The organism is Curtobacterium sp. Leaf154, assembly GCF_001424595.1.
GTDB lineage: Bacteria > Actinomycetota > Actinomycetes > Actinomycetales > Microbacteriaceae > Curtobacterium > Curtobacterium poinsettiae.
On the sequence record NZ_LMOS01000001.1, the window covers coordinates 817,925 to 830,520 of the forward strand.

The window sequence follows — 12,596 nt, forward strand, 5'->3', positions numbered from 1 at the left end:
TGACTGTCCCCGTGCCCACCGATCCCGCTGCAGACCCCTACACCCCGCACAGCGGCGACCGACGTTGGAGTGCGGAGCACTACGAGCTCCGGCTCGACTACCGCGTCGCCACCAACCGCCTGGACGGCACCGCGACGATCACCGCGCGCGCCCTCGAACCGCTCGACAAGGTCGTCATCGACCTGCACGGGCTCACGGTCGACCGCGTCGACGTCGACGGCCGACGCGCCAAGAAGGTGTCGACCGCCACGCACAAGGTGACCGTCACCCCGGCCGAACCGATCGCCGCCGACACCGTGTTCAGCGTGCACCTGCGGTACCGGGGCACCCCGCACCCCGTGCGCAGCGCATGGGGGCAGCTCGGGTGGGAGGAACTCTCCGACGGCGTGATCGTCGCCGCGCAGCCCACCGGGGCGCCGTCGTGGTTCCCGTGCAACGACCGCCCCGACGACAAGGCCACCTACCGCATCGAGATCGCGGCCGAGGCTGCGTACGACGTCCTGGCGAACGGCGAGCTGCTCGCCAAGGAACGTGACCGCGTCGGCACCCGCTGGACCTACGCCACCACCGAGCCGATGGCGACGTACCTGGCGACCGTGCAGATCGGCCGCTACCGCACCACGAAGCTGCGCACGAGCGGCGTCCCCGTGACACTGCACCACCCCGCCGACCTCGCCGCCGCCGCGAAGACCGACTTCGGCCAGGTGCCGGAGATGCTCGCGCTGTTCGGTGACCGGTTCGGCCCCTACCCGTTCGCGGCGTACGCCGTCGTGGTGACCGACGACGACCTCGAGATCCCGCTCGAGGCCCACGGCCTGGCGGTGTTCGGCCGGAACCACGTCGACGGCGAGCACGGCACCGACCGTCTCATCGCCCACGAGCTCGCCCACCAGTGGTTCGGCAACTCCGTGACCGTCACCCGCTGGCAGGACATCTGGCTGCACGAAGGGTTCGCCTGCTACGCCGAGTGGCTGTGGTCCGAGGACCGCGGCGACGACACCGCCGACGTGTTGGCCGAGCGGTACCGGCAGGGACTGCTCGAGCAGCCGGAGGACCTGGTCGTCGGTGACCCGGGCGCGAAGGACATGTTCGACGACCGCGTCTACAAGCGCGGCGCCCTCGCCCTGCACGCCGTCCGCCGCACGTTCGGCGACGACGCCTTCTTCACCGGGCTGCGGAGCATCACCGAGCGGCACCGGCACGGATCCGTCACCGTGCCCGACGTGCTCAGCGCCTTCGCGGACGCCGCCGGCCGCTCCGTCGCGGACGTCCACGCGGTGACCGGGCCCTGGGTCGACGAGGTGTCCGTGCCGGCGCTGCCCGCTGGATAGCAGGCTTCGCCGCGTCGACTAGCCCGCCAGCTCGCCGTCGACCGGGTCGCAGCTGACCTCGGACCACACCGCGTCGAGCGACAGCCCGACCACACCGGCGACCGACGCGATCGTCGAGAACGCCGGCGTCGCGATGCGCCCGGTCTCGATCTTCCGGAGCGTCTCCGGCGAGATCCCCGCAGCCAGGGCGGTGTCCACGATCGACCGCGGACCCCGGGCACGACGGAGCAGCGCACCGAGGCGACGACCGCGCGCGACCTCGTCCGGGCGGAGTGGGAGACGGACCATGACCACATAGTAATACCGGTATGATCATCCGCGTGATCGAGATCCTGACCCCCGCCGAGGTCGACAAGGGCCGCGCCACCGGAGCCCTCGTCGGCACGATCCTGCAGACCCTGCGCGAACGCACCCGCGTCGGCACGAACCTGCTCGAGATCGACCGGTGGGCGAAGGAGATGATCGAGGCCGCCGGCGCCGACTCCTGCTACGTCGACTACGCCCCCTCGTTCGGCCGCGGCCCCTTCGGCCACCACATCTGCACCGCCGTGAACGACGCCGTCCTGCACGGGCTGCCCCACGACCAGGCGCTGCGCGACGGCGACCTGCTGACCCTCGACCTCGCGGTCTCCCTCGACGGCATCGCCGCCGACGCCGCGATCAGCTTCGTCGTCGGCACCGCACGCCCCGAGGACACCGCACTCATCGACGCCACCGAGCGGGCGCTGGCCGCGGGCATCGCCGCCGCCGGACCCGGGGCACGTATCGGCGACCTGTCGCACGCGATCGGCACCGTGCTCGAAGCCGCGGGCTACCCGGTGAACGTCGAGTTCGGCGGACACGGCATCGGCTCCACCATGCACCAGGACCCGCACGTGTCGAACACCGGCCGCCCGGGCCGCGGCTACACGCTCCGACCGGGGCTCCTGCTCGCGCTCGAACCGTGGGTGATGGCAGACACCGACGTCCTGGTCACCGACCCCGACGGCTGGACCCTGCGGAGTGCCACCGGAGCGCGGACCGCCCACACGGAACACACCATCGCGATCACCGAGGACGGCGCCGAGGTGCTCACGCTCCCCCGCTGACCGTCCCGACCACGTCGACGGGCAGGCCACCCGCCGCGACGACGAGCACCACGTCCGGCGCGGGGAACAGCACGGTGAGCGGTTGTCCGACACCCTCGAAGCGGGCCGTGCCGCCGACCACGTCGACGTCCACCGCGAGCGGGTCGACGCGCAGCCCGCGTCCGTCGCGTTTCAGCACGGCCTCCTTGGCCGCCCACGCGCCAGCGAGGAGCGCCGGGTCCCCGCCGGCCCGGAGCAGTTCCCCCGGCGTGAAGGCGTCGAGCGGCGCGGCGGCGACCCGGGACACCCGTTCGACGTCGACACCGAGTGCCGACGGTCCGACCGCGAGGGCGACGACGCCCGGTGCGCGCGACAGGCTCACGCCGACCGGGACGCCCGCGGCACTCGCCCACGGACGGCCGTGGTCGGTTCCCGCGCAGTGCGGACACACGCGCCCCGCGCGCACGGCGAGCGGCTCGACATCCTTCGCCGACGCGACGGCGGCGACCAGTGCCTCCCGGTCGTCCGCGCGCGCAGCGCCCGGTGTCCGGATGGTCACCGTGACGGCCTGGAGGCACGGTTCACCGACCCGGGCAGCGCCCGTCGGTCGTGTGGCCCGGCCCAGAGCGGATCAGGCGTGCGTCAGCGCGATGAGCGCGACGTTCATGGTGCTGTACTGACCCTCGGAGCGGGTCGCCTGGCGGACTCGTCCGCGCAGGACCTCGTAGCGGCCGTCGTGCTCGCGCACGAAACCGATCACGCCCGTCGCCGGAGTCGACACCCGGTGGTAGCCGTCCTCGAGCGGGACGACCTCGGTGCTCGTGGTGCGTTCCATCGTTCTTCCCCTTCCGTTCATCCTCGAACAGTGGCGCCAGCATACCCCGGTACGGGGGACAAGACGTCCACAGGAAGCACCCTCCGGAGCGTTCCCCCAGAGTCTGGCGGTGCCCCTGCGTGGCCTGGATAGACTCCGGGCGACAGCGCCCTCGTGGCGCGGTCCGGGGCGGTGCCACGGGGTACCGACCGGCGACGGACGGAGGACGGATGCGAGCGGTCCAGCACGGATCGGACACGGACGGATCGAGCGGGCACAGGGGGACAACGCGGCTGTGGAGCCGTGTGACGGCTGCCCTTGTCGCGATGCTGATCGTCCTGGCTCCGGCAGCGACCGCCCACGCCACGGCTCCCGTCGACCTGGGCGGGACGTACGTCCTCGACGAGGCCGACGCGCTGACCGCACCACAGCAGGCGCGGGTCGAACAGGCCGTGCAAGACCTGTACGCCGAGACGCAGACGCAGCTGTACGTCGTGTTCGTGCCCTCCTTCTCCGATCCAACCGACCACACCGAGTGGGGTCGGGCGGTGCTCGAGAAGAACCAGATCGACAGCGGCGGCATCCTGCTCTCGGTCGCGGTCACCGAGCGCAACTACGACGTGCAGCAGACGAACGAGACCGCGATCTCCTCGTCCGACGTGCAGAACGCCGTCAACGACGCGCTGCTCCCCGAGCTCAAGCAGGGCGACTGGTCCGGCGCCGCCGTGGCCTTCGCCGACGGGCTGACCCAGTCGCAGGCCCCGGTCGACCTCACCTGGCTGTGGATCCTGCTGCTCGTCGTGGTCGTCGGGCTCGTCGTCGTGGTCCTGGTCATCCGGACCCGCAACAAGCGCCGCACCGCAGCAGCCACCGAGGCACAGGAAGCCTCGCTCGCCGACCTCGAACGCACCGCCGGCGGGGCCCTGGTCACCATCGACGACGAACTCCGCACCGCCGAGCAAGAGGTCGGGTTCGCGAGCGCGCAGTTCGGCCCCGACGCCGCCAAGCCCTTCGCCGACGCCGTGCAGGCCGCCCAGCGCGAGGTCCGCAAGGCCTTCACGATCCGGCAGCAGCTCGACGACGAGATCCCCGACACCCCCCAGCAGCGCGCCGAGTGGGCGAACCAGATCATCGTCATCTGCGAACGGGCGCACGCCGCGATCGAGGAGCAGACCGAGGCGTTCGACCAGCTCCGCTCGCTCGAGGACGGCGTCGAGGACGCCGCCGCGTCGCTCGCCCAGGCCGTGGCCGCCGCACCGGCCTCGGTGGGGTCGGCAGCCGCCGCACTCGACCGCGTCCGCGCCCGCTACACCGGCCGCACCCTCGCCACCGTGGCGAACAACGTCGACCAGGCCCACCAGGTGCTCGCCTTCGCGACCGAACGCTCGAACGCGGCCACCGCCTCGATCGCCGCCGGCGACAAGGGCGAGGCTGTCGTCGCCGTGCGCGACGCCCAGCACGCCCTCGCCCAGGTGCAGCAGCTCACCGACGGCGCACTCGCCGCCGAGCAGTCCTTCGACGAGGCCACCGCCCGCGCCGCGGCGATGCGCATCGACATCCAGGGCGACGTCGCCGCCGCCCGCAGCCTGCGCTCCGGCGGTCCGGACCTCGCCGCAGCGGTCACCCGCGCCGAAGCCGTGCTCCGCCAGGGGCTCGACCCGAAGGATCCGGTCGCCGCCGTCGACGCGCTGACCCGGGCGAACACCGAGATCGACCAGGCCATCGCCGCGGCACGGGGTGCCGAGGAACAGCGCCAGCGCGCCACCCAGGCACTCGACGCCGCCCTGCGCGACGCCCGGAACCGGATCAGCCAGGCCCGCGACTACGTCTCCCTGCACCGCGGCGGCATCGGCCCGACCGCCCGGACGCGACTGTCCGAGGCCCAGCGTGCCTACGACGACGCCGTCGAACTCGCCCCGAGCAACCCCGGCCAGGCGCTGAACGCCGCCCGCGCGGCCGAGCAGTACGCCGCAGCCGCGATGGACGCCGCGAACGACGACCTGGGCGGCTGGGGCGGCGGTCAGGGCGGAGGCGGTGGCGGCGCCCAGCTCGGCGGACTCGTCACCGGACTCGTCCTCGGCGGCCTGCTCGGCGGTCGCGGCGGCAGCTACGGCGGCGGTTCCTTCGGGGGCGGCGGCTTCGGCGGCGGCGGGGGCTTCAGCGGCGGTGGCGGCTTCGGCGGAGGTGGCGGCGGCGGGGGCGGGGGCGGCGGCTTCTCCGGCGGTGGCCGCTTCTGACCCGACGGACTCCCCCGGCACCCAGAACCAGACACGACCCGACCCGACCCGACCCGACAACACCGTCCACAGGACTTCCACGAAAGGGAACAGCAATGGCCAAGCAGACCATCTTCGGACGCATCTCCACCCTCGTGCGCGCGAACATCAACCAGATCATCGACGACGCCGAGGACCCGCAGAAGATGCTGGACCAGCTCGTCCGCGACTACACGAACAACATCGCCGACGCGAAGACCGCGATCGCGCAGACCATCGGCAACGTCCGCCTGCTCGAGCAGGACCACGAGGAGGACAAGAAGGCCGCGGTCGAGTGGGGCCAGAAGGCCGCCAACGCCTCCACCGCAGCCGACAAGTACCGCTCCGAGGGCAAGTCGGCCGAGGCCGACAAGTTCGACAACCTCGCCAAGATCGCGATCGGCAAGCAGATCGCTGCCGAGCAGGAGGTCAAGGACGCCGAGCCGAACCTGGCGTCGCAGAACGAGGCCGTCGAGAAGCTCAAGACCGGTCTCGCCGGCATGGAGCAGAAGCTCGAGCAGCTCCGCGCGAAGCGGGACAACCTCGTCGCCCGCTCGAAGACCGCCGAGGCCCAGTCCCGCGTCAACGACGCCCTCGGCAACATCGACGTGCTCGACCCGACGAGCGACCTCGGCCGCTTCGAGGAGAAGGTCCGCCGCGAAGAGGCGAAGGTGCTCGGCCAGCAGGAGCTGCAGTCGTCGAGCCTCGACGCCCAGTTCGAGAGCCTCGAGGACGTCGGCAAGGACGCCGAGGTCGAAGCACGGCTCGCCGCGCTGAAGTCCGGCGGATCCTCGAGCATCTGACGAACACCCTGACGACGCCGGACCCCAGCTGACAGACTGAGACGATGCACTTCCTCGTGGTCGGTCAGTGGCAGGGTTCGGCGTCGTCGCGCGCGATGCGCCTGGGTGACGGCGCGTCGGCGATCGCAGCCGACCTCCCCCGGGCGTCCACCACCGTGGTCGATGTCCCGGCCGGCGCCGGAGACCGCCTCGAGACCGCGGTCGCCCGCTACACCTCGGTGCTCGCCGTCGCCGAACGCGTCGCGGAGGAGACCGCCGTCGCCACCGAACCGGTGCTCGTCGTCGGCGGTGACGGCGCCAGTGTCCTCGGCGCGACCGCCGCCCTTCTGCCGGACACCGCGTTCGTCCGGATCTCCGGCTCCAGCGGGTACCGCGCGCTCAACCGTGCCCAGCCCGTCGCCGCCGAGACCGCCGCCCTGCGTCTGCTGGTCGACCGCCCCGACGACCTGTTCCCCGGCCTGCCGGCGGTGCCGGCGTCCTCGGTCGTCGTCGCCGGGGTCCGCGGGGTCGAGGACGCCGAGCGCGCCGCCCTCGACAAGGCCGGGATCGTGCACCTCGACGTCGACGCCGCCACACCGGACGCCCTCGCCGCAGCGGTCGAGCGCACCGGTGCGTCGTCCGTCTTCGTGCACGTCGACCTCGACGTCCTCGACCCGTCCGAGGTCGACGGACTGCTCGAACCCGTGCCGTTCGGCCTCGACGGCGCAGCGCTCGTCGAGCGCATCCAGGCCGCGACGCGCGGCCGGCGCCTCGTCGGCGCCGCACTCACCGGGTTCGCGCCCGTCGACCCGGGCCGTGCAGTGGACGACCTCGGCGTGATCCTGCGCGTCGTCGGCGCGGTGACCAGCGCCTCCCGGGTGGGTTGACCACGCACCCCGCGCGCCCGGCGCACCCCATGCCGGTCCGCGTACGCTCGGCCGCATGACGGACTACGACCTCATCGTGATCGGCGCCGGCGCAGTCGGCGAGAACGTGGCGGACTACGCCAGGAAGCGCGACCTGTCGGTCGCCATTGTGGAGGCCGAGCTCGTCGGCGGCGAATGCTCGTACTGGGCGTGCATGCCCTCGAAGGCACTCCTGCGCAGCGGACACGCCCTCGCCGCGGCCAAGCGGCTCGACGGTGCGAAGCAGGCCGTGACCGGCACGCTCGACGCCGCCCACGTGCTGGCCCGCCGCAACTCGTTCACCTCGGACTGGAAGGACGACAGCCAGGTCTCGTGGCTCGAGTCCGCCGGCATCGACCTGATCCGCGGGCACGCCCGCATCACCGGACCGAAGACCATCGACGTCGACGGCGAGACGCACACCGCCCGTGCTGCCGTCGCGGTCGTCACCGGCTCCCTGCACACGCTGCCCCCGGTGCCCGGTCTCGCCGACGCGAAGCCGTGGGGCACTCGCGAGGGCACCAGCGCCCAGCAGGTCCCCGAGAGCCTGCTCGTCATCGGCGGCGGCGTCTCCGGCTCCGAACTCGCCACCGCGTGGGCCTCGCTCGGCGCGAAGGTCACCCTCGTCGCCCGGCACGGCCTGCTCGGCGGCATGGAGCCCTTCGCCGGGGAACTCGTCGCCGACTCCCTGCGCGAACTCGGCGTCGACGTCCGCACCGGTGTCAACCCGGTCCGCGTCGACCGTGACGAGCACGGCCTCGTCACGACGGAACTCGACGACGGCACCACGGTCATCACGAGCGAGGTGCTCGCCGCCACCGGCCGCGCCGCCCACACACGCGACCTCGGGCTCGAGACGGTCGGCCTGACCGCCGGAGACTGGCTCGACGTCGACGACACGATGCTCGTGCACGGCACCGACTGGCTGTACGCCGTCGGCGACGTCAACCACCGCGTCCTGCTCACCCACCAAGGCAAGTACCAGGCCCGCGCCGCTGGCGAGGCGATCGCCGCCCGGTACCAGGGCACGCCGCTGCACACCGAGCCGTGGGGTGCGCACGTCGCCACCGCCGACCACGCCGCCGCGCCGCAGGTCACCTTCACCGACCCCGAGGTCGCGAGCGTCGGCCTGACCGAGGCGAAGGCCCGTGAGCAGGGGATGAACGTCCGCGCCGTCGAGTACGACCTCGGTGCGATCGCCGGGTCCTCGCTGCAGGCCGACGGCTACACGGGCCGCGCGAAGATGGTCGTCGACGAGGACCGCCGGGTCGTCGTGGGCGTCACGTTCGTCGGCCAGGACGTCGCCGAGATGCTGCACGGCGCCACCGTCGCCGTCGTGGGCGAGGTCCCGATCGACCGCCTGTGGCACGCGGTGCCCGCCTACCCCACGATGAACGAGGTCTGGCTGCGCCTGCTCGAGACCTACGGCCGCCCGGCCTGAGCGTGCGCAACCCGCTGCTCGACTCCCCCGTGTCCCGGGCGGGATGGGTGTTCGCGACGGCCGTCGGGCTCGCCGTGGGCGTCCCGCTGTCGACCGGGCGGATCCGGGTGGTCGACGGGCTCGTGGTCTGCACGGGGCTCCCACGCTGGGTCTTCCGTCGAGGCGGCACCTGCGTCGGCTCGGTGTACCTGACCCGTGACAACGACGGCCCGCGGGTGCTCCGGCACGAGCGGGTGCACGTCGAGCAGTGGCGGCGGTACGGCATGCTCATGCCGCTGCTCTACGCCGTCGCCGGCCGGGATCCGCTGCGGAACCGCTTCGAGGTCGAGGCCGGCCTGGAGGACGGCGGGTACCGCTGACGGGTGCGGCGGGTGCGGGTGCGGGTGCGCGAACTGTCGTCCCGACGCCGGTCGGGCGGCAGTTCGTGCGGCCTCGCTGAGCCGGCCGGCCGGGGCCCGGTCGGTCACAACACCCCGCAGGGCGCGCGGCGAGCGGTCGCAGACCGTCGCCTGCGGCGCCGCCAGCCGACGGCTCCTGACCACACGACGTGCAGCCCACGACGAGTCGTGACCACTCGGCAGCAGGCGGGCCAGGCGACGAAACGCGACCATCCGACGGCCTGGAGGCGCGTGCCGGCGCCGCCACGGGCCTCCCGGCCACCGCGCCCCACCCCACTGCACCCGCGCGGGTCGCAACACCCCGCCGGGCCCGCGCCGAGCGGTCGCAGACCGTCGCCTGCGTCGCCGCCAGCCGACGGTTCCTGACCACACGACGTGCGGCCCACGACAAGTCGTGACCACTCGGCGGCGGGCCGGCCTGGCGACGAAACGCGACCATCCGACGGCCTGGAGGCGCGTGGCGGCGCCGCCACGCGCCTCCCGGCCGCCGCGCCCCACCCCACTGCACCCGGTCGCCGGTCACAACACCCCGCCGGGCCCGCGCCGCGCGGTCGCAGACCGTCGCCTACGGCCCCGCCAGCCGACGGTTCCTGACCACACGACGTGCGACCCACGACGGTTCGTGACCACTCGGCGGCGGGCCGGCCTGGCGACGAAACGCGACCGGCCGACGGCCTGGAGGCGCGTGCCGGCGCCGGGACAGGGCCACGGCCGGTCGCAACACCCTGTCGGGCGCGCGGCGAGCGGTCGCAGACCGTCGCCTGCGGCGCCGCCAGCCGACGGTTCGTGACCACTCGCGCGCCGGCCCACGACGAGTCGGGACCAGCCCCACCCGGCCGCCGCCGCAGCCGCGCGTCAGGCCGCGGGCCGCCGGGGCACCACGAGCGGCGTGCCGGTCTCGGGGTCGGGGACGACGACGCACGGCAGGCCGAAGACATCCTCGACGAGGTCCGCGGTGAGCACCGACGACGGCTCCCCCGAGGCGACGATCGCACCGTCGCGCATCGCGATGACGTGGGTGGCGTAGCGGGCGGCCTGGTTCAGGTCGTGCAGCACCGCGACGACCGTGCGGCCGGCGGCGTGCAGCGTCGAGGCGAGTTCGAGCACGTCGTACTGGTGCGCGATGTCGAGGAACGTCGTCGGCTCGTCGAGCAGCACGATGTCGGTCTGCTGCGCGAGCACCATCGCGATCCACACCCGCTGCCGCTGGCCGCCGGAGAGTTCGTCGACACTGCGATCGGCGAGTTCCACCGTCGACGTCTGCTCCAGTGCGGCCTGCACGGCCTGCCGGTCGGATCCGGACGAGGGGTGCAGCAGGTCCTGGTGCGGGAACCGGCCCCGGGACACGAGGTCGCGCACGGTGATGCCGTCGGGGGCGATCGGGGTCTGCGGGAGCATCCCGACCCGGCGGGCGACGGCCTTCGGGCGGTACGAGTCGATCGGCGCACCGTCGAGGTACACCGTGCCGGCACGGGGCTTCAGGGTGCGGGCGAAGGACTTCAGCAGCGTCGACTTGCCGCAGGCGTTCGGGCCGACGATGACAGTCAGCTCACCGTCGGGGATGTCGACGTCGAGCGTGTCCACCACGACCCGGTCGTCGTAGGCCAGGGTCAGCCCGCGGGCGCCCAGCGCGGTGGTCGGGACCGGGCCGTGCGCGGTGCCCGCGGTCGGCATCAGTGCTCGGCCTTGCCGTGCCGCCAGTAGCCCATGAACGCGACCTGCTTGCGGTCGATGCCGACGCCGCGCACCAGGTGGCGGCGGAGTTCCTTGACGCAGCCGGCCTCGCCCGCGATCCACGCGTACACGGGACGCTCCTCGACAGCGGCGGGGACGTCCCACAGCACCTGCTCGTCGACGTCGACGTCGGTGAGCTCGGCGGCCGACTCGCACGCGGCGGCAGTGGCCGGTGCGACCGTGGAGGCCCAGGCGTGCACCTGGTCGGTCATCCGGACGCCGTGGGTGGCGCCGTTGCGGGCGATCCAGCGGACCTCGACCCTGGCGGGCGCGCTGACGGGCAGCCGGTCGGCGTCGGTGGGCACCTCGATGAAGACGTGGCCGACGGTCGAGACGTCGAGGGCTTCGAGGATGGCGCAGATCGCCGGTGCGGCGGTCTCGTCCCCGGCGAGCAGGATCCGGTTCGCGTGCCCGGGAGCGAACTCGGCGGCACCGGTCGGCAGGTCCTCCGGCGACTCGGGCACCCGCGGCCCGACGATGCGCAGCTCGTCACCGACGCGGCACGCCGACACCCAGCGCGACGCCGGACCGGTGTCGCCGTGCGCGACGAAGTCGATGTCGAGCTCGCGGGCGTCCGGCCGGAACGAGCGGACCGTGTACGTGCGGAGCGGGTTCCGGGTCTCGTCCGGCAGCGCACGCCAGGCGGCGTACCAGTCCTGGTCCTCGGGGAGTTCGGAGAAGCCGATGCCGGGCAGGGGCAGCACGATCTTGATCCGCTGGTCGAGACCGACCGAGGAGAAGTCGGCGAGCGCGTCGCCCGTCAGTGTCACCCGGACGAAGTTCGGGGTGAGCGACGTCACGGCGGCCACACGGACGGAGAAGACGCGATACCGGGTTGCCACGGAACCGAGTATGGCATGCCTTACCTAACGTCTCCAGGCCCCCGGAACGGTGCGAGGATCGTCCCCGTGTCCGAAGCCCCCGACGACGAATTCGCCGACCTGCCCACCCTCGCCAGCGCGAGCGGCGTGACCACGCCGCTCCGCGCCTCCAGGCAGGTGGTCCGCACCGCGGACGGTCAGGAGATCTCCGCGATCCGGTGGGGCGACGCTGGCCGGGAGGCGCGGATCACCTACCTGCACGGGCTCGGCATCGACGCCCACAGCTTCGACACCACGGCACTCGCCGTGGGCGAGCCGGCGGTCGCCCTCGACCTGCCCGGCCACGGTCGGTCGTCGTGGCGGGAGGACGCGGACTACGCGGCCGCCGCGACCGCGCCGAGCGTGCTCGCCGCGCTCGACGCACTGGCGGTGCCGCCGGGGGTCGTCGTCGGGCACTCGCTCGGCGCCATCCTGTCGGCTCGGCTCGCGGCCACCGCGCCGGAGCGGGTCACCGGACTCGTGCTCGTCGACATGTCGCCGGACTTCGCGCAGCGTGCGGTCGACCGGATCGCCCGTGCGCTCGAGGCCGAGGAGCCGTTCGAGTCCCTCGAGCAGGTCGTCGACCGGGCGATCGAGGCTCGGGTCGGTGACGACCGGCAGGTGCTGCTGCGCGAGGCCCGGCACACGACGGCCCTCGGTGCGGACGGACGGCTCGTGCGCCGGCACCACTTCCCGCACCTGCCCGCCGGCCGGACGTCGTCGGTGGGGCGCTTCGCCGACGCGTGGCCGGACCTCGAGGCCCTGCGCGTGCCGATCCTGCTCGTCCGGGGCGACCGCGGGTACGTCTCCCCGAAGCTGCACGCCGGGTTCGCCGAGCGTCTGCCGGACGCCGAGATCGTGACGGTGGCCTCGCGGCACGCGGTGCAGAACCAGGCGCCCCTCGAACTGGCGTCGGCGATCCGGGCATGGGCGGGGCGGCACGGATTGTTGCACCCGATCGAAGAACCGTCGCCGGACGGCCCCGGCCGCCGGTAGCCTCGTGCGAGCG

Annotated in this window: 13 protein-coding genes; 8 read left to right on the forward strand and 5 right to left on the reverse strand. The window is 73.3% G+C overall.

The features are described 5' to 3' along the window. The first annotated feature begins 11 nt into the window (after positions 1-11). Entirely contained in the window at positions 12-1,331 is a 1,320-nt protein-coding gene (locus ASF75_RS03790; protein WP_235517509.1) for a M1 family metallopeptidase, read from the forward strand. A gap of 18 nt (positions 1,332-1,349) precedes the next feature. Here ASF75_RS03790 and ASF75_RS03795 read toward each other — a convergent pair whose 3' ends face one another. Beyond that, complete coding sequence (locus ASF75_RS03795; protein WP_031259117.1) at positions 1,350-1,619, reverse strand: helix-turn-helix domain-containing protein; 270 nt, start codon at positions 1,617-1,619, stop codon at positions 1,350-1,352. 32 nt (positions 1,620-1,651) lie between these two features. Here ASF75_RS03795 and map point away from each other — a divergent pair, with 32 nt between their 5' ends. Beyond that, positions 1,652-2,419 carry a type I methionyl aminopeptidase gene (map, locus tag ASF75_RS03800; RefSeq protein ID WP_031259118.1) on the forward strand — a complete coding sequence of 256 codons (768 nt, stop codon included), beginning with the start codon at positions 1,652-1,654 and terminating at the stop codon, positions 2,417-2,419. On the opposite strand, the gene ASF75_RS03805 is transcribed toward map, so the two are convergent. Both ASF75_RS03805 and ASF75_RS03810 read right to left on the reverse strand, forming a co-directional pair. After that, a complete protein-coding gene (locus ASF75_RS03805; RefSeq protein ID WP_056068842.1) occupies positions 2,403-2,957 on the reverse strand; it encodes a 4'-phosphopantetheinyl transferase family protein in 555 nt (184 codons plus the stop codon). The genes map and ASF75_RS03805 overlap by 17 nt on opposite strands. Positions 2,958-3,029: 72 nt before the next feature. Next, a complete protein-coding gene (locus ASF75_RS03810; protein WP_017885770.1) occupies positions 3,030-3,233 on the reverse strand; it encodes a hypothetical protein in 204 nt (67 codons plus the stop codon). A 305-nt stretch (positions 3,234-3,538) separates the two neighbouring features. Here ASF75_RS03810 and ASF75_RS18230 point away from each other — a divergent pair, with 305 nt between their 5' ends. From ASF75_RS18230 to ASF75_RS03835, 5 genes are all read left to right on the forward strand, one after another. Continuing rightward, the gene (locus ASF75_RS18230; protein WP_056068844.1) at positions 3,539-5,449 is read left to right on the forward strand and encodes a TPM domain-containing protein; all 1,911 of its coding nucleotides are present in this window, start codon (positions 3,539-3,541) and stop codon (positions 5,447-5,449) included. Between the two features lie 95 nt (positions 5,450-5,544). Then, positions 5,545-6,270: a PspA/IM30 family protein gene (locus ASF75_RS03820; RefSeq protein ID WP_017885772.1), complete on the forward strand. Its 726-nt coding sequence runs from the start codon at positions 5,545-5,547 to the stop codon at positions 6,268-6,270. A 44-nt stretch (positions 6,271-6,314) separates the two neighbouring features. Further along, positions 6,315-7,136, forward strand: a complete 822-nt coding sequence (locus ASF75_RS03825) for an arginase family protein (protein ID WP_056068846.1) — start codon at positions 6,315-6,317, stop codon at positions 7,134-7,136. 55 nt (positions 7,137-7,191) lie between these two features. After that, a complete protein-coding gene (locus ASF75_RS03830; protein ID WP_056068849.1) occupies positions 7,192-8,595 on the forward strand; it encodes a dihydrolipoyl dehydrogenase family protein in 1,404 nt (467 codons plus the stop codon). Between the two features lie 2 nt (positions 8,596-8,597). Then, positions 8,598-8,954, forward strand: coding sequence for a hypothetical protein (locus tag ASF75_RS03835; RefSeq protein WP_017885775.1), 357 nt, complete (start codon positions 8,598-8,600; stop codon positions 8,952-8,954). A gap of 894 nt (positions 8,955-9,848) precedes the next feature. On the opposite strand, the gene ASF75_RS03840 is transcribed toward ASF75_RS03835, so the two are convergent. Together ASF75_RS03840 and ASF75_RS03845 are read right to left on the reverse strand one after the other, a co-directional pair. Beyond that, complete coding sequence (locus ASF75_RS03840) at positions 9,849-10,667, reverse strand: ABC transporter ATP-binding protein (RefSeq protein ID WP_056068851.1); 819 nt, start codon at positions 10,665-10,667, stop codon at positions 9,849-9,851. After that, positions 10,667-11,569 (reverse strand): siderophore-interacting protein, encoded by a 903-nt coding sequence (locus tag ASF75_RS03845; RefSeq protein WP_235517510.1) that lies wholly within the window; start codon positions 11,567-11,569, stop codon positions 10,667-10,669. Before ASF75_RS03845 ends, ASF75_RS03840 begins: the two co-directional genes overlap by 1 nt. Positions 11,570-11,635: 66 nt before the next feature. Here ASF75_RS03845 and ASF75_RS03850 point away from each other — a divergent pair, with 66 nt between their 5' ends. Then, entirely contained in the window at positions 11,636-12,583 is a 948-nt protein-coding gene (locus ASF75_RS03850; protein ID WP_056068854.1) for an alpha/beta fold hydrolase, read from the forward strand. Positions 12,584-12,596: the final 13 nt, after the last annotated feature.